General features: G+C 40.4%; 12 protein-coding genes and 1 pseudogene. 5 read left to right on the top strand and 8 right to left on the bottom strand.

Annotation, left to right across the window (positions count from 1 at the left end; genetic code table 11):
* Nucleotides 1–144: 144 nt before the first annotated feature.
* The 4 genes from ACH784_RS15285 to ACH784_RS15300 all read right to left on the bottom strand — a co-directional run bounded on the left by ACH784_RS15285 (nt 145) and on the right by ACH784_RS15300 (nt 6,349).
* Nucleotides 145–3,339 carry an efflux RND transporter permease subunit gene (locus tag ACH784_RS15285; protein WP_404391640.1) on the bottom strand — a complete coding sequence of 1,065 codons (3,195 nt, stop codon included), beginning with the start codon at nt 3,337–3,339 and terminating at the stop codon, nt 145–147.
* Nucleotides 3,339–4,691, bottom strand: coding sequence for an efflux RND transporter periplasmic adaptor subunit (locus ACH784_RS15290; protein WP_404391642.1), 1,353 nt, complete (start codon nt 4,689–4,691; stop codon nt 3,339–3,341). The genes ACH784_RS15285 and ACH784_RS15290 overlap by 1 nt, the downstream gene beginning before the upstream one ends.
* The gene (locus ACH784_RS15295; protein ID WP_404391644.1) at nt 4,675–5,319 is read right to left on the bottom strand and encodes a TetR/AcrR family transcriptional regulator; all 645 of its coding nucleotides are present in this window, start codon (nt 5,317–5,319) and stop codon (nt 4,675–4,677) included. The genes ACH784_RS15290 and ACH784_RS15295 overlap by 17 nt, the downstream gene beginning before the upstream one ends.
* 142 nt (nt 5,320–5,461) lie before the next feature.
* Complete coding sequence (locus ACH784_RS15300) at nt 5,462–6,349, bottom strand: sulfite exporter TauE/SafE family protein (RefSeq protein WP_404391646.1); 888 nt, start codon at nt 6,347–6,349, stop codon at nt 5,462–5,464.
* A gap of 403 nt (nt 6,350–6,752) precedes the next feature.
* On the opposite strand from ACH784_RS15300, the gene ACH784_RS15305 reads away from it, so the two are divergent.
* The 3 genes from ACH784_RS15305 (at nt 6,753) to ACH784_RS15315 (ending at nt 8,003) form a co-directional block, all read left to right on the top strand.
* Entirely contained in the window at nt 6,753–7,424 is a 672-nt protein-coding gene (locus ACH784_RS15305; RefSeq protein ID WP_404391648.1) for a response regulator transcription factor, read from the top strand.
* A gap of 129 nt (nt 7,425–7,553) precedes the next feature.
* Nucleotides 7,554–7,754 (top strand): hypothetical protein, encoded by a 201-nt coding sequence (locus tag ACH784_RS15310; protein ID WP_404391650.1) that lies wholly within the window; start codon nt 7,554–7,556, stop codon nt 7,752–7,754.
* Nucleotides 7,755–7,874: 120 nt separating this feature from the next.
* Entirely contained in the window at nt 7,875–8,003 is a 129-nt protein-coding gene (locus ACH784_RS15315; RefSeq protein WP_404391652.1) for an integrase core domain-containing protein, read from the top strand.
* 113 nt (nt 8,004–8,116) lie between these two features.
* Here ACH784_RS15315 and hisS read toward each other — a convergent pair whose 3' ends face one another.
* Nucleotides 8,117–9,445: a histidine--tRNA ligase gene (hisS, locus tag ACH784_RS15320; RefSeq protein WP_404391654.1), complete on the bottom strand. Its 1,329-nt coding sequence runs from the start codon at nt 9,443–9,445 to the stop codon at nt 8,117–8,119.
* Nucleotides 9,446–9,562: 117 nt separating this feature from the next.
* Nucleotides 9,563–10,153, bottom strand: coding sequence for a GNAT family N-acetyltransferase (locus ACH784_RS15325; RefSeq protein WP_404391656.1), 591 nt, complete (start codon nt 10,151–10,153; stop codon nt 9,563–9,565).
* 366 nt (nt 10,154–10,519) lie between these two features.
* Between ACH784_RS15325 and ACH784_RS15330 the strand changes: the two genes are divergently transcribed.
* Nucleotides 10,520–12,067, top strand: coding sequence for a hypothetical protein (locus ACH784_RS15330; protein ID WP_404391658.1), 1,548 nt, complete (start codon nt 10,520–10,522; stop codon nt 12,065–12,067).
* Nucleotides 12,068–12,178: 111 nt separating this feature from the next.
* Here the strand turns inward: ACH784_RS15330 and ACH784_RS15335 are convergent.
* A pseudogene (locus ACH784_RS15335) lies at nt 12,179–12,825 on the bottom strand (IS3 family transposase); the annotation flags it as partial.
* Nucleotides 12,826–13,368: 543 nt separating this feature from the next.
* Nucleotides 13,369–14,556 (bottom strand): NAD(P)/FAD-dependent oxidoreductase, encoded by a 1,188-nt coding sequence (locus ACH784_RS15340; protein ID WP_404391660.1) that lies wholly within the window; start codon nt 14,554–14,556, stop codon nt 13,369–13,371.
* A gap of 326 nt (nt 14,557–14,882) precedes the next feature.
* On the opposite strand from ACH784_RS15340, the gene ACH784_RS15345 reads away from it, so the two are divergent.
* On the top strand, nt 14,883–17,015 hold the full coding sequence (locus ACH784_RS15345; protein WP_404391662.1) for a S8 family peptidase: 2,133 nt from the start codon (nt 14,883–14,885) through the stop codon (nt 17,013–17,015).
* The last annotated feature ends 309 nt before the right edge of the window (nt 17,016–17,324 follow it).

Consider the following 17,324-nt stretch of genomic DNA (forward strand, 5'->3'; position numbering starts at 1 on the left):
TTTACCAAGCTAATTAAGCCTAGTGTTTGAGCCCGTCAGGGCTCTTTTTTTCTCAGCTAAAAAAGACTAAAAAAAGCCACAGCAGTTTGCCCCGCTGTGGCCCTTAAATTTTGTGACTCGGTTTAAATTGATTTTACAACCGCTTTAAGCTTTTACATTACCACTTAACTCGTGCTCGTTAACCGCATCGCCTGAGTCTATACCATGATGACTGTGATAGGGTTTTGCCACCCCAAAGTCTTCTAAAATGCTGTACAAGCAAGGTAACACCAGCAATACCAAACAGGTTGAGGCTAAAATACCAAACACAATACTGGTCGCCAGCGGAATTAAGATCTGCGCCTGCAAACTGGTTTCGAACAATAATGGCGTCATACCTGCTATTGTAGTTACTGATGTTAACACCACCGCACGAAAACGGTCGTGACTGGCTTGAGCCGCAGCATCGTGCACCGAGAAGCCTTCTTGAACGCGGCTTTTCACAAACTGCACCAATAAAATTGAGTCATTCACAACGATGCCTGCCAGCGAAATAAAGCCCATAAGCGATGGCATCGAGAAGTTAATGCCCATAATAAAGTGACCCCACACTACTCCTATCATTGCCAGCGGTATCGACACCATGACAATAAGTGGCTCAACATAACTTTGAAACTGCAATGCCAACAACAAGAAAATACCTATCATGCCGAGTAACATGGCGCGGCGCATAGACGACTGGGTGATCCCCGCATTTTTGACTTCACCTTCAATACTGTAAGTCATCTCTGGATAGCGTGAAGTAAGCTCAGACAACCAGCGTTTTTCGACATCTTTCACCACCGCAGAAGCGGTATTAAGCTCGCTGTCGATATCAGCGAATACAGAGACCGTCGGCATATTATTTACGCGATTGATCACCGCAAGTCCCCGCGTTTGCTCGATATTAACTAACGCGGCAAGGGGAATGGCAACTTGGCTTTTTGGATGAATAATCAGAAAGTTATCAAAATCACTGTATTCGTCCATACTCTGCTCTGCCAGCTTTACCGTCACTTCGTAATTTTCGAGCCCAACATGAATGTCAGATAATTTGCTGCCTTGAAATGCTGGCCTAAGTTGCTGAGCTATGTCCGCAGAAGTAATACCCGTAACTAATGCATCCGGTTTGAGCGTCAAGGTAAACTCAGGTTTGCCCGGTCTCAAATCGTCGGTAATGTTCTGCACTCCAGGATAACCCTTTAACCAGTTTTTTAGCTCGTAGGCTGCCTGACTCAGCTGTTCTATGTCGTCAGACTGCAAACGAATATCAACGGCTCTGCCTTGCGGTCCCAATTTAGGCTCTTTGAACGATAAACTCAGCGCCTCTGGCACATCACCTAATTCTTTGCGCCACAGATCCGAAAAAGCCTGTAAGTGGGTATTGCGCTGCTCTGCACTGAGTAAATCCACTGAAATATAGGCCAGGTTGGCCCCTTGATCTTGGTAGTCTGGGTTTTGCCCATACACCACCGTGCTGGCAATCACCAACTCGCCATCTTCTTGTTCACTGAGCTTTGCATTGGTACGCGCCAAAGCTTGCTCTATCTTTTGCATGGTTTGCTGGGTTTTAACCAACGGCGTGCCATTTGGCATTAACAAACGCGCTTGCAATACATCACCATCAATATCAGGGAATGCGGTAAATTTCAGCACGCCAGAAATTAACATACTCAAAGACAATAAAAAGGTGGCGATCACCGTACCAAACACCAAGTAGCGATAGCGGATCAACACATGGTTCAAATGCAATATCTGCTGATTCCAATGGGTAAACTTAGCGTCAAAACGAGCGCGAATTGCACCAACACGTTGCGCCCATTTTCCATCTTTGCTTTTACTTTGTAAGGCGTGACTTAAGTGGTTCGGCAAAATAAAGAAGGCTTCAATCAAAGAAACGGTGATAACAGAAATAAGCACAATGGGGATCACTTTTAAGATCTGTCCTAAATTGCCTTCAATAAAGATCAAGCCAACAAAAATACATAACGTAGTGACAAAAGAAGAACACACCCCGGGTAAGACGACTTTCGTGCCTTGAAGTACGGCATCTTGTACTTTTAAGCCTTTTTCAATATGCGATCCAATAGACTCGGCGATCACGATAGCATCGTCCATTAAGATCCCAAGCGCCAATAACAGCGCCACCATAGAGAGCATATTGATTGAGATCCCCAAGTGCATCATTAAAAAGAAACTCGCTAAAAATGACACAGGTAGACCCATCACCACCCAAAACGCATATTTGAAAGAGAAAAATAGCCACATCACAAAAAACACCAACAACAAACCTTGCCACGCATTGGTGATCAACAAGTTGATCCTGTCTTTTACTAAGCTAGTGTTGTCGTTGGTCAAAGTTAAATGCACCCCACTTGGCAAACTGGCTTGTAGCTTTGCCAAAACCGCTTCGGTGGCATGTAACACCCTTAGGCTATCTTCGTTGGTGTTCTTTTTAATGGTGATAATGGCTGCAGGCGCACCGTTGAAAAAGATCTGCTTTTCATCGCGTTCAAACGTATCGCTCACCTGCCCTAAATCGGCGATGCGCACGTGATTACCTTGCGTGCCTGTGCTCACTACAACATCAGCCAACTGCTCTGCAGAGCGACGTTCGTCTTTAATACGAATTTGCGTGTCGGCTTCTGAGGTTTCGAGCACACCGAGCGGCAGTTCGATATTTTGTGCAGTTAAACGCTGACTCAAGGTTTGCAAACTCATGCCGTATTGTTGCAGCGCGTCTTGTGATGCTGTCACGCGCAATTGATGTTTAGAAAAATCATTGATTTCAACAATCGGAATGTCTGGATGGCGCAGTAAAGTGACTTTAACTTGCTCAGCTAAGGCTTTTAGCTCAACGCGCGATAAACCATTATTCGAGCCATTTAGTGCTTCATGGGTGGTGACTGCCACACTCACCACATCTTGTGTACGTCCTCGCTCGTTAATGGTCCATTGCTCAACCTGCACTGGAAAGTCATCTATGGTGTCGATGGCGTTTCTTACGTCAGTACTGAACTGTTCAAAGTCACCTTGCTCAAACATTTTTACCGTCATCTGGCCAACATTTTGTCGTGCCACACAATGTTTTTCTTCTAAAAAACTGATCCCATCTAGTGCACTTTCTAGACTTAAACAGATCTTTTGTTCGACGTTTTCAGCACTGGCTCCTGGGTATGGCACCACGATATCGAGCTGGTACTGGTTGATTTTAGGTAAAGTTTCACGATGAATTTGCGGCAAACTGACTAAGCCAATCACGATAAATAGCAGCATTAAAATATTGGCTGCTGTGGGGTGCGCTGCAAAAAAGCGGATCATTATTGTGGCTCCTTCACGGATGACGCCGCAACTGCAGTGTGCTCTGGAACCAATTGTAATTTACTGCCTGCGATCACAGGGAACAGATCTGTGGTGATAAGTTTTGCTCCCAGCAAATTCTCATCTTTAAACAAGAAATAGTTTTGCTGTTTTAACGCGCCCTGCGTATCGAGCTTTTGTAATCTATTTTGCGCATCGGCCAATATCGCATAACGACCTTTTACAGCCGCTCTTGGCACGGCAATAAAATTTTGTTCTGTCGCTAAGAGCGACACTTTTGCACGCATACCAGCCAGTAAAGGCGGCTTATTAGCAAGCTCAATATTTTTATAACTATCGTCAATGGTAACAACCACCCCAACCGTTTGGCTTTGTGGGTCTATTTCATCGCTCATGCGGGCTATTTTAGCCGGCCAGCGCATACCTTCATGACCCAATAACTCTACCTGAGCTTGCAAACCTTGCTCAGCAAAATAAGCGGCCATGCCCTGCGCTGATACTGTATTGATATTAGGTGGACGTTTAAAAAAACCAGTAAATTGATGGAAGCTGTCAAAAGTAAACTGAGCGTTTATTTGTACTTGCGCCACATCACTGGCACTAAATATTGGCATGCCCATGGTGACCCATTGCGATTGCTCAACATTCACTTTATGAATACGGCCTGTAAATGGCAGACGAACTTGTGTACGTTCAATGGCAAGCTGTGCTTGTTTCACATCCGCCTCAGCTTTGTTAACACCAGCTTGCAATGCTTTGATCTCTAATGGCAATAAACTCTTGGCATTTTCATTGCGCTGTAAATCTTGTTGCTGCAAGAGCACTTGTTGCTGGGCTCTATCAAGATCATTTTGAGATATGCTTTTTTGCTTAAGTAAACGCGCTAAGCGGTCGTATTCGCTTTGCGCTATTTGCAGCTTATTACGACTAAGTTTGATATCGAGGGCGTTATTTAATTGCGCAGTTTTCTTAGCAGCAAGTTGCACCTGTGCAGTGGCTAAATTGGCATTGGCTTTCGCCAACTGTAGTTGGTAATCACTATCGTCAATCGATAACAGCAAGGTACCTTGTTCAAATAGTTCACCTTTTTTAAGTGCAGGATGCATATAAGTGATTTTACCCGACACCTCGGCAATGCCATTAAATTGTACGTTTGGCTCTACACGCCCAAAGCCCACTATTTCAGGCCTTATCGCTTGCTGCTTGAGCAACTGATAATGCGCCAATTGACCGTCATCAGTCACTACCTGATGCTGCATTGACGCATTTAATTTAACTATGATGACTACTAATAGAACGCCAATCGCAACCGCGATAGGCAAATTCCTTCTTGCACTAAAATTCCACCTCATGGGTTTGTTGCTCCTTTAAACCAAAAATAAACTGCAGATATAATTCCTTCACACGCTGTTCGCTTTGTATGTCGGCGTCTTCGATTTGCCAGGCTTGCTGACGTAGTGTTTTAAAAATGTAAGGCGAGACCAGTTGTGTCATTAGTGAAAATGCCGCCAACTTGGCTTTTTTATGGTTATCAATGCCAGCTTCTTGTTTAATTAACTCAGGTAAAAATTGCGACACTCGCTCTGGAAATGCACTCATAAAGGCCTGTGCCAATGGCGTGGTTTTATTGAGAATTTCTTCCGCTAATAAATGCACAAACCCCGGATTCGTTTGCAGGATTTGATTAAATTTACGCATAAAGTGATAAACAGGGCGAGCCTGTGCATGCAAATCACCAAATTGAGAAAAGTGTTCATCGGCCAAGGCTTGGATCAATTCAACGAATAAACCTTCTTTACTCTCGAAGTAATATTTGATCATCGCTGAATTTACTTTCGCCTCAGCTGCAATTTCTCGAATGGTGATCTGACTGTACGATTTCACATTGAGTAAATGCTGTGCAGCGATAATCAGCTTAGCCCTTTGCTCCGCTTTTTTGGTTTCGCAAACCGGCCTTCCTCTGCCTACTTTTGTCGTCATGTTATGCTCTTTATATTTAATTAACCATTTGGTTAATTAAATATAAAGTTCAATATTTCGTCAACTAAAGTTTGTTTTTTTATTTATACAATAATTACTTACGCTAATTATCTTTATTGAATTCGCTATTTAAGGGTTGTGATTACTGCTGCCATAACTCATAGCCCGTAAAAAATACTTCTAGGCTTATTAGCAACAACAAAAAACTCACTAATTGGCCAACTTTCACTTTTGAACACACATAAGCCCCAAGCGGCGCGCCGACGACAACAATGGGAATTGCAGCTAATAAATACTGTTCAATTTCTGGCGTAATCGTATTGAGATGCCAGGTATTAATAGCGCTACCTACCAGTGAAGTAAATGCCATCACCACCACAGAAGTTGCAGTGGCTTTTTTAATGTCGGCTTGATAGGCAATGATCAGCAAAGCAAATAATGCGATATCAGAGCCAGACCCAACTAAACCGCTAGCAATGCCGCCAACAAACCCAACTAATAGAAATCGTCCTAGGCTAGGCTTGATATGCTCCGCGCTGGGTTGGTGATGCGCTTTTCGCCACCAGCGCAACACCATGGTAATAGCGAAACACAAGAGTAGAAAACTAAAGATTGATTTAACCAAAAGCCTCGGCGCGAAGGGAGCCACATACAATAAACTGATTGCCACACCTAATGCAGACATAGGCAAAGCCATAAACACGATGTTGGTATAAATAGGAATGCGACGACAAAAAATGGTGATTGCTGCCGCAGTCATACCAAAGCTCTGTATAGCCAGAGAAAACACTTTTGCGGTCGCGGGTTCTATGGCTAAGACCTTGGTCATCACCGGAAAGGCAACCGCTCCGCCACCTAACGCCGTTCCACCAGCCACAAAAGAGCCCAATGCCATCGTTAATGCAATCTCAAATTCATGAATTATTTGCAACAATAAATTCGAAAGGCCTTGCAGCCAAATCAACGCTGCATAAATCAGCACAGTAAAATAAAATGGCCATGACGATGGTCGCCGTAATCTTTCAATCATATTAAACCTTAATCCTTTTCAAGCCCCTGCTAAGTCTAACAATGTACGTCTGAACTTCGAATAGTCTGATAGGACCATCTATGATTTATACTTAAGCGCCAAGCATCCTTTGTTAATCAATTCGACTTCACTGAGTTATGTTGTTCGAAAACATAAAAAACTCTTTTACCCGTCTATACGGCCTTATTTTGCTCGTTTCGCGTTCAGCTTTATGACAATTACTCGAGATCGGCGATTTATTTTTTTTCATTCACAATTTCTTCACTTTTAATTGCTATCAATTCCGCATCCATGCTTTAATTAATCACGCGATTAATTAAATATGAATTTTTTTACTGCAAGACCTGCAGAATTAATATGAATAAATTCATTACCTTGACATCGTATTTTAAGGAGAATGCACATGTTTTTGGGTTGTACTGAAGAGCTATCAAGTATTTTAAAGGCCATAGAGCTGTTAAAAACATCCATAAAGGACCGTTCTTTTAATCTCAATATTTTTGAAGAGGTTATGTTTTTTGCTGAAAAAGAAGAACTATATGTCGCGCTAATAGATAAATCGAACCGGTCAGTAAAAGCCGATTATGCAATCGCATATTCGCCAAACTTACAGCAGCAACTTCAAAAAAACATTAGTTGTAATAAACTAAATAATGTAAATTTACTAAAAAGTTATGCGAAGGCTAGAAACCCATTATCTGATATCGCAACTTATGATTTAGATAATCAAGACTCAGGATTTGCCACTTTGGTGGCTTTTAATAATAAACGCACAAATACATCGGCTCCAGCATCTTATCTAATCGAGCTCATTTTACCTTATCTACATAAAGCACAACTGTTCAGATATGAGTCTATGAGAGCTTATAACTCACCTATCCACTTACTTACTGATCGAGAAAAAGAAGTGCTAAATTGGATATCATCGGGTAAAACCAATGGTGAGATTGGCATGATTTTAGGGATCAGCCAATATACGGTGAAAAACCACGTTGCGAAGATTTTAGAAAAGTTAAATGCGCCAAACCGTTCGGCGGCAATGGCATTGAATAATGAGTTAAATATTATTGAATAATGAGTTAAATATTATTTAATCACTTTTTACCTATTGCAGGTAAACACAACAGTGTTCATTATGTAGACGCTTTAAACAAGATTTTTACAATTAGCATTTCAACAAATGGTATTACATAAGGAAATTGTTATGAAACTGAATTTACATAAAAAACATTTAAAACAGCTAAGTTCACAGACTCAAATCAGTCTTGAGAATACCCCTCATATTGCAGGCGGTTGGGGTGAAACACGTCGTAATTGTTTAGTAACCGTCAATGAGTGCAGAATAACAGACTTGATGTGCCCTACTTTTCTTAAAGAATGTTTAACAGAAGTAGAATGCCGCTAAGTTAAAGTAACTCAATTTAGAGGGGGATTCCCCTCTAAATTAGACTGTTTAGTTTAGGAAAAATAAAGTTCGCCAAAATTAACCTTAAAGTAAAATATATTTCGCCGTAATAAAGAATCAATGTTCGTTATTCGCTCATATCCGTCTCAATGTGAAATCACTGATGAGTGGAAAAATATTTATAATTATGAGCGGCCTCATGACTCAATTGGTGATATGACACCAATTAGTTTTCTTGAGACTCCATAAATTTCTACAAAAGAGCTGTACTAAATTAGGTGGGTTAAAATAGCAGACTGAACCCTTGATTTATTTCTCCAAAAGTTCAGCTGCAACTAGTTAAAAAGGGTTTATTTGGTAAATCAAGTGAACCGTTTTTCCTCTTTTTGTAAATAAGAAATTAGTTCGCTCTGATTAATTTCTACTTGTTCACCTTCAGCTAGGTTACGAATAAGTAAAGAATCATTTTTAAACTCATCTTCCCCAACGATAATGGCCAACTTCATTGCTTTCTTAGATGCGTATTTCAACTGTTTAGATAGTTTATGAGGCTCAGGATACAAGAAAGTTGGAATACCATTTTCACGAAGCATTTCTGCAATAGACAAATATTTCTCTATGTAACGCGGATCTAATACGGTTAGTAAAACTGTATTATTTAAACCTTTTTCTATACCAAATATTTTATTTTCAAATAGCGATGAAAGCAGCCTTGTAACCCCAATAGACACACCAACGCCTGGCAATTTCCTTTTTGCGCCTAATTTTTCAAGGAGAGTATCAAATCGACCACCAGAACAAATAGAGCCAATATTTTGATATTTGATAAGCCTAGTTTCATATACTGTACCTGTGTAGTAATCCAAACCACGAGCAATACACAGATCTATCTTGTAAAACGATTCAGGAATACCTAAAGATTGTATGTGAGCGATAACTTCGTTTAACTCTTTTACACCAGCAGTAAATTCGTCACTATAATTTAACCCCATCAAATAATTTATCGTTTCTTCAGGTGAACCTGAAAAATTGAAATAATCTAATGTGGCTCTGACTGCTTTCGCATCATCAACCAATTCAAATAGTGCTTGGCTAGTTTCATCTTCACCAACCTTTTCAAGGTTATCTATTATCTTTAAAGCGGCACCAATTTGATCATCAGCAAAACCAACACCACTTAAAAAGCCAGTTAATGCTTTTCGATTATTTACAGAAATCACAAACTCCCCAACCTTTAACTTACTAAAAACTCTATAAATAACGGCCAACATTTGTGCATCATTTAAGAGTGATAAAGAGCCATCCCCAATCACATCCAGATCAGCTTGAGTAAACTGTCGATACCTGCCTTTTTGGGCCCGTTCACCACGCCATACAGGATCGATCGCATAACGCATGAAAGGAAATGATATATCTTGCTGATGTTCAGTTACATACCTTGCTAATGGTACTGTGTGGTCAAATCTAAGAGCTAAATCACTTAAACCTTTTTCTGGATCCGTCAGCCGAGTAAGTCGATATATTTCTTTGTTATCACTACCTTTATCTTGTAAGGTTTTAACTCGTTCAACAGCTGGCGTAACAATATGAACAGCACCTAACAACTCACATTCTGTACGAAACGCATCTTCTATCTTATCTGCTAACATTTGTTCTTCTGGTAAATATTCTGCAAAGCCTGAAATAGCCATGTTTCTTTCCTCTTAAATTTTAAATAATGTTCAAACTGTCTTAAATTTTTTTGACAATCCGTTATTGAATGCTTTAATGCCATCCTTGGCATAATTACTCCTAGCGCCTGATTTAATTTAGAGTTTCAGTAGGTGAAATGGACGATGATCTATTTCAGGTATGTTGCCTAATCGCGGGTGGTTAACCTCTGTGGTAATTCGTTTGCCTGTTTGATCCACTAGATAAGTAAAACCAAAATTTTTATATAAAGGTAGCGCCGGATTTCTGTTGCTCGCATGTGTGCGGAGCAACACTCCTTCACAGCCTTTATCTATTACATAGTCTACATAACTTTGTAATAAGCTAGCCCCGTAACCTAGCCCTCGATAAGAATGCATGACAGCTAGTTCTGCTAGATAATCAATTTTCTTCACGTCAAGGCCAAGTTGCTGTATAGCTGGTGTTGCGCAAAAAAAATCTGGATGACTTTCTAGACTTTGAATGAATGGAAAACCGGCAATAAAGCCAATGATAGCGTCGTCGAATGTAGCGACCAGTAAGTTATCGCCCATTGAACTAACAGCTTGATGAGCGGTATCTTCAGTCCAAACTTCGCTATAGGGTCCATCTCGCCAAATTTCTGCATATAAGTTGGCAATCTCACGTGAATTAAAGTTAGACAATGGAAATAGTTGTAAACCTATATTTTTTGCAATATCAAAACTCATAATTTAACTCCTTACTTATTGACAGAAATCGATGACATAAAAACAAATCACACATATTTATGAGCGACTGCTTTTAATCAATAAATTCAAATTATGAGAAGTTTTTAGGCTTGTACATACCAAATGAAAAAGATGAACGCATGAGCAAACATTCGAATGTTCATGCGCGTTCATGAATGTAATTCTGTTGTTTTTATTGTGTTACAAGAGGCTGTGCATTATGGTTTTAGAGGCAATTTTGCTTGATAAACATAGTCGCGTTTTTAACCATAGAAGTACTGATTATTATAGCGCTGGTTGGTTGAAGAGTCATGGGCATCAAAATGAATACATAATTCAGCTAAGAAAAAAGAGGTAACTGTTAAAATGGATGTTTCACAAAAGATATGTTTGCTATTAAATGATTTTACACCCGAGAGACTGAATCACTTTATTACCAATATTGATCCAACTCTGTGCGAAGCTGAGTTGCAAGATAGTATTAACAAGCCAGTAAGTAGAATGACATATCAACGCTGGATCAATGATGGAACAGAGGGAAAACATAGCTTTTTTAGGCTGTCTCGAGTGCAAGACTACTTGTCTGAAGATATTCAAGAAAAGGACAAAATAGTACAAAGCGTACATGAGCTCCTAACTGATTATTTTCCATACATCAATTCTCGTTATAGTAGGAAAACGACCACGCACCTTATAGCCACGCAGTATGATAGGTTAATAAAAAGTACTATGACTAGCAATGAAAATGAATATGAAGCGATTGAAAATATGGGGACAGAGGCCCTTCCGTATTATAAAGAAAGATTGCTGCCTGAATTTTTAGACTTGCATATACAATCAGTCAAAAACTTTGTGGGTGAAGCTGCGTACCAGACTATTAAGTCTAAACTTCTAAAAGTAAGAAACCCTGATACTGGCCAAGAATTCTTTTATCCTACAATCGATTTGATGGCAAATAGTCAAAATATCTCACTTAGTAAAAACTTAGTGTATATAGAAAGCCAAGAGCCGCCAGAGAGTTTTTTAAATGCGGTGAAAAAAAATAAACCGGGGATTTTCAACGCTGCAACATTCGCTTTGCGTTCTTTTTCTCAAGAGTCAGGGGAATTGGAATGTAGTGTTAGTAACTACTTCAAAGCATTGTATTATTGTGACAAGCATTTTTACAGTATTCTAGGTGGTTACCCAGGCTTAGAAAGTCCAAAAATAAATGATTATATAAATAACCCCAACCTTAAACTTTGGGCTCAGCAGATTAGCAAGCTTGTTGTCGATAATGACTTTACTAAAGGTGAATACTCTTTAGGGAGCGCCTGTTTGTTTATTTACAATACGCAAAAAGGCTATCAAGCGTTGTTAGCTAAAATGGCCCCTAAAGCTAACAGTTTCAACGAAACTCACGTCATACCTGCAAGTATGTTTCAACCAGTTTTAAATAACCCTTTTGAATATGAAAGTGAATTAAACTTTAAAGATCAAGTGATACGGGAAGTAGCAGAAGAAATATTTGGATATCCAGAATTGACTGGTTCACATTCGAAAAACTATTTGACAGAGATCTATGCTTATCCAGAAGTAGCTCACTTAGAAAGATTATTTAAAAGCAGAATGGCGGAATTTCATGTGACGGGGTTGTGTTTAGATTTGTATAGGCTGCGACCTGAAATTTTGAGTACTATCATTGTTCATGATGTTGATTGGGCGAATGAACAATTCCCTTCATTTAAAAAGATAGGTAATTGGGAAACAATTGATAATGGAATTGTTCCAATTACTTTAGATGAAGACACATTTTACAAGGTTTGCTCCTCCACTCGTTTAGATCCATTGTGTGCACCAGGTATTGCATCCTTTGTTCATGGCTATCGCAAATTTAAAGAAGTAATGGCAACTAGAGCAAATGATGGCATATAGTTAAGTGCAATAGTGGTGATTCTAGATGTTTAATTTGAAAAGTTGGAGTAAGCAAAATGAGATGATTGTCTTTTGTGGTTTAACTTCTTGATAATGTTCCGCGCAACTAAATCAAGACACTTTTCTTAAGGAACTTTGTTCATACTCTACTGGCGACAGATCACCATTAGCAGTATGAAGCCTTTCTAAGTTGTAATGGCGCATATACGCCATTACACCACTTCTAATATGTTCACGTGTGGTATTTTCAGCAACCAATCGTGTTTTAAACTGCCGAAGAACTGCTCACCCAACACGCTACCACATCGCCCATGTTCCCTCGAATACCGTAGCTGGTTAACAGTGTACGATAATGCTTACTGGTATATTGTGAGCCTCTATCGCTGTGAAATACCAAGCCTTTTGGCGGCTGACGTAAGTTATAGGCTTTAATCATCGCTTTGCTTACTAAATCAGTCTCCATCCGTTTGTCGATATGCCAACCAACAATACGGCGTGGATATAAGTCCATAACAATGGCTAGATACACCTAGCCTTCACCTGTTTTTAAGTAAGTTACATCACCAGCCCAGACTTGATTTGATTTGGAGCAATAGGATTAAAATTCTGATTCAACAGATTATCATCAATAGCATCGCTATACTTACGCTTCATTGTGACTTTGAAAGCAACTCGCTGACATTAAAGCCCTCTTTGCATAACCGTTTTCGTAGTTCTCTGTAGCCCAAGTTACTTCTACTTTGCTTGAAGATTTTCTTGGTTTCCAGTTATAAAGTAACTTATCTGTGATGCCTAAAGACGCGGACGCCTTTGATGCGCAGTAACCTTGCTCGATTACCTTTGCCACAGCTTCTGTTTAAATTCTGCTGTGTAACTTCTGTTTGTTCATTTTGTCATTTCAAACCTTAATAATTGGATTATATTCCATTATTAAAGTGCCCTGTTTGATTAAAGCAGATCATACCGATTGTTCTTGCTATTTTCTAACTCAGTTCTAGCGGAATCAATGGTAACTGTTCACGTATATCAATAACGTCATCCCGATGTTCTAGGATATGGAAAAGTTGACTCTCAATAGAAGATGATGAACCCTTTTGGTTTTCAAACCAAATTCCTCACTTCTAAAAACTTCTGCACCTTTTACATCCTTTACGGTAAACCAAGCCATCATTGCTACCATCAGATGCTTATTTTAAAAAGTGTAGTTTTCCCGTTCTTACTTGGCAAACTATAACTTACCTGGACAAAGGTCACGGCAAACCTTATTTTTCTTAGGCAATCTTTATTTTACCTACACATGTTTAGCATGCTTGCCCGCACGCCCAACCACAGCTCCACGCATACTGGAAGTTGTACCCTCCGAGCCAACCAGTCACATCGGTTACTTCACCGATAAAGTACAAGCCTTTTTGCTTTTTCGATTCAAATGTCTTTGAGCTTAACTCATCGGTATCTACACCGCCTAAAGTCACCTCAGCAGTTCTGTAACCTTCTGTACCATTAGGTTTGATTTGCCACTGGTGAATGTATCTTGCTATTTCTTCAATTTCTGTGTGTGTTAATTGATTCAATGCTTTGTCAGGAATGGCTTGTTCGTTGATCAGCACTTCAACAAAACGCTTTGGCAAAATATTAGACAAGACATTCTTTAAAGACTTACTGCCTTGCTCTTTGCGCCATTGATGAATAGCTTCATCTAATCGAAGATCTGGCAATAAGTTAATCGTCACCGCTTGTCCTGCTCGCCAAAATGAAGAGATTTGCAAAATAGCAGGACCAGATAAACCTCGGTGGGTAAATAGAATATTTTCTCTAAACTCAGTACCGCAGTCACTCGAGACCAAACATGGAATGCTTACACCTGATAGACCATCAAATCGTGCTTTGTCATGATCATGTAAGGTAAAAGGCACTAACGCCGCCATCGTCGGCAACACCCTGAGATTAAATTGTTCCGCAATTTTATAGCCTATTGGTGTTGCACCGAGTTTAGGCATGGTTAATCCTCCAGAGGCCACAACTAATGACTCACAAGAAAATACATTATCTGAGGTTGTTACCTGATAACCGCCTTCTGCTAGCTCAGAGACATTTAAGACTTCGTTTCTGAGATGTAATTCTACGCCCGCCCACTCACACTCTGTCATAAGAATATCAACGATATCTTGTGCGCTATTGTCACAAAAAAGCTGACCAAGCGTTTTATGATGGTAGGCAAGCCCATGACGCTCAACAAGCTCTATAAAGTCATGTTGGGTATAACGGCTTAAACAAGATTTAACGAAGTGAGGATTGCCACACAGATAATTTGTTGGACTGGCACCTTCATTCGTAAAATTGCAACGTCCACCGCCACTGATCAAGATTTTACGGCCCGGCTTTTTACCCATGTCAATGACAGCTACACGTCTACCTCGATAACCTGCTTGAGCCGCACACATTAAACCGGCAGCCCCCGCACCAATAATTACCACATCGTATTGCAACATATTTTTCTCTGTTTAGCCGAAATCGGGGAGGATTATACCTTGATGGTGGTTCTTTTGTGCAATCAAGCATAAAATTAACACTAAATTACTAACCATTTACATATATTTACATTACTAGTGAAAACTCTAAAACTTAATTAAATCTTAAAAAAACCTTAACAATCAATGCCTTTATAATTTATCGAGCCGTTTATCCATCTATTTATAACCATAGCGTATATCTAAATAACCAAACTTCCGCTTTCACTTTGTTAACTTTTATTTTACCTTTCTTCCTCGCCGCAGTTTGGCGAAGAAAAACAACAAGTGACTATTGGGAAACTATTATGACAATAAAAACACCATTTAAATTAGGCGCGTTAAGCCTTGCAATGGCATCTGCTATGGTAGCAGGTTCGGTTTCAGCTTTACCTTCTTTAGACCAATTCAATGCTCCGTCTGTAAACCAAACAGCGGCTAAATTAAAGAATCAATCTGCTTTAGGTACTCAGTTCATCATCAAGTATAAAGACAGTTCAGAACAACAAATGCTGATGTCTGCTGACCTTGGCGAAATGTCTCCAGCAATGATGAATCAACGCGCAAAAGCGTTTGTACAGAATTTTAAAAGTAAGAAAGCAAAAGTAACACCTCAGTACGTTCGTGCGATGGCTTTAAACAACCACCACGTTATGCGTGTTAATAAAAAGCTTTCAGCTCTTGAAGCTAATGCATTAATGCAAGAAATCGCAGCATCTGGTAACGTTGAATATATCGAAATCGACCAAATGCTAAAACCAACAGCGACACCAAACGATCCTCAGTACTCTGATCAGTGGCACTACTTTGAAAACACTGCAGGTATTAATGCGCCAGCAGCTTGGGACAGCGCAACAGGTGCTGGTGTGGTAGTTGCTGTACTTGATACTGGTTACCGTCCTCACGCTGACTTAAACGCGAACATCCTACCGGGTTATGACATGATCTCTAACACTATGGTAGCGAACGATGGCGGCGGTCGTGACTCTGATGCACGTGACCCAGGTGATGCTATTTCTGCGAACGAATGTGGTTACACACACGGTGCTCAAAGCTCTAGCTGGCACGGTACTCACGTAGCAGGTACGGTAGCGGCAGTGGCTAACAACGGCGAAGGTGTTGTGGGTGTTGCTTACGATGCGAAAGTTGTGCCTGTACGTGTACTTGGTAAATGTGGTGGTTTAACTTCAGATATCGCTGACGGTATTATCTGGGCTTCTGGTGGTTCGGTATCAGGTGTACCTGCAAATGCTAACCCAGCTGACGTAATCAACATGAGTCTAGGTGGCAGCGGCTCTTGTAGCTCAACAACGCAAAATGCAATTAACCAAGCTCGTGCAAACGGCACGGTTGTTGTAATCGCGGCAGGTAACGATAACGATAACTCTGCAAACTACAACCCAGGTAACTGTTCTGGCGTAGTAAACGTTGCATCAGTTGGTCGTAACGGTGGTCGTGCATACTACTCAAACTATGGTTCGAACATTGACGTAGCAGCGCCTGGTGGTGCTCAAAGCTTTGCAAATGACCCTGAAGGTGTTCTTTCTACACATAACTCAGGTTCAACAGGTCCTAGCTCTGATTCGTACCACTACTCTCAAGGTACTTCAATGGCAGCGCCTCACGTTGCGGGTGTAGCAGCTCTTATCAAGCAAGCTAAACCTTCTGCAACGCCAGATGAAGTTGAAGCTATCCTTAAAAATACGACTAAGAGCTTCGGTGCAACTTGTACTAGCTGTGGTACTGGTATTATCGATGCGGCGGCTGCAGTTGCTGAAGCTTCAGGTGGTGTTGTTCAGCCTCCTGTTGGCGACAAAGTACTTGCTGATGGCGAAGCTAAAACAGGCCTAAGCGGCGCGCAAGGCGGTCAAGATTTCTACACAATGGAAATCCCTGCTAACACGAGTAAAGTAACTTTCACTATGAGTGGTGGTACTGGTGATGCTGACCTTTATGTTAAAGCTGGTAGCAAGCCAACGACATCTTCATACGATTGTCGCCCATACAAAGGTGGTAATAACGAAGTATGTACAATTGATAACCCAACTGCAGGTACTTACCATGTAATGCTTCAAGGTTACTCTGCATACACAGGTGTTAGCTTACAAGGTGACTTAACTACAGGTGCTACAGGTCCTCAACCAGGTGGTATCACTGAAAGCAACCTTTCTGCAAGTCGCAACAACTGGGTTTATAAAACAGTTGATATCCCAGCAGGCATGACAAGCTTTACTGTAACTATCTCTGGTGGTTCAGGTGATGCTGACCTTTACGTAAGACAAGGTAGCCAACCTACAACATCAACTTATGACTGCCGTCCTTATAAGAGTGGTAACGCTGAAACATGTACGTTCACTAACCCTCAGGCAGGCACTTGGCACATTGGTTTAAGAGCTTACAGCACGTTCTCTGGTGTAACACTAGACGCGCAATATAAATAAGTTCATCCCCACTTATTAGGTCTCTTATACTAAAGCCGAGCTCAGCTCGGCTTTTTTATAGCTAGACTTACCTACATTTGGACCAAATACGCAAATTCAATAAGGCCAGTTCAAGCCCTTTGAGACCAATCTATCTAGCAGCTTTTAGAATAAGTTTTATTAACACATTTAAGCTAAAATCAGTTTGTATAGGTTTTTTTAAAATGTATAACTAACGCTTTTAAATAAAGTTGTACTGTATTCGTTTGTTATCTATTCACCGCGGTCAAATCTTGGTTAACTTAGGTTTTAATACCACCCCTCAATAAT

Source organism: Pseudoalteromonas phenolica (assembly GCF_044788725.1).
Taxonomy (GTDB): domain Bacteria; phylum Pseudomonadota; class Gammaproteobacteria; order Enterobacterales; family Alteromonadaceae; genus Pseudoalteromonas; species Pseudoalteromonas phenolica_C.

Excerpts from the sequence above, each read along its gene's own strand:
- ACH784_RS15285 (WP_404391640.1), bottom strand. The coding sequence starts at position 3,339 with ATGATCCGCTTTTTTGCAGCGCACCCCACAGCAGCCAATATTTTAATG.
- ACH784_RS15290 (WP_404391642.1), bottom strand. The coding sequence starts at position 4,691 with ATGAGGTGGAATTTTAGTGCAAGAAGGAATTTGCCTATCGCGGTTGCG.
- ACH784_RS15295 (WP_404391644.1), bottom strand. The coding sequence starts at position 5,319 with ATGACGACAAAAGTAGGCAGAGGAAGGCCGGTTTGCGAAACCAAAAAA.
- ACH784_RS15300 (WP_404391646.1), bottom strand. The coding sequence starts at position 6,349 with ATGATTGAAAGATTACGGCGACCATCGTCATGGCCATTTTATTTTACT.
- ACH784_RS15305 (WP_404391648.1), top strand. The coding sequence starts at position 6,753 with ATGTTTTTGGGTTGTACTGAAGAGCTATCAAGTATTTTAAAGGCCATA.
- ACH784_RS15310 (WP_404391650.1), top strand. The coding sequence starts at position 7,554 with ATGAAACTGAATTTACATAAAAAACATTTAAAACAGCTAAGTTCACAG.
- ACH784_RS15315 (WP_404391652.1), top strand. The coding sequence starts at position 7,875 with ATGTTCGTTATTCGCTCATATCCGTCTCAATGTGAAATCACTGATGAG.
- hisS (WP_404391654.1), bottom strand. The coding sequence starts at position 9,445 with ATGGCTATTTCAGGCTTTGCAGAATATTTACCAGAAGAACAAATGTTA.
- ACH784_RS15325 (WP_404391656.1), bottom strand. The coding sequence starts at position 10,153 with ATGAGTTTTGATATTGCAAAAAATATAGGTTTACAACTATTTCCATTG.
- ACH784_RS15330 (WP_404391658.1), top strand. The coding sequence starts at position 10,520 with ATGGATGTTTCACAAAAGATATGTTTGCTATTAAATGATTTTACACCC.
- ACH784_RS15340 (WP_404391660.1), bottom strand. The coding sequence starts at position 14,556 with ATGTTGCAATACGATGTGGTAATTATTGGTGCGGGGGCTGCCGGTTTA.
- ACH784_RS15345 (WP_404391662.1), top strand. The coding sequence starts at position 14,883 with ATGACAATAAAAACACCATTTAAATTAGGCGCGTTAAGCCTTGCAATG.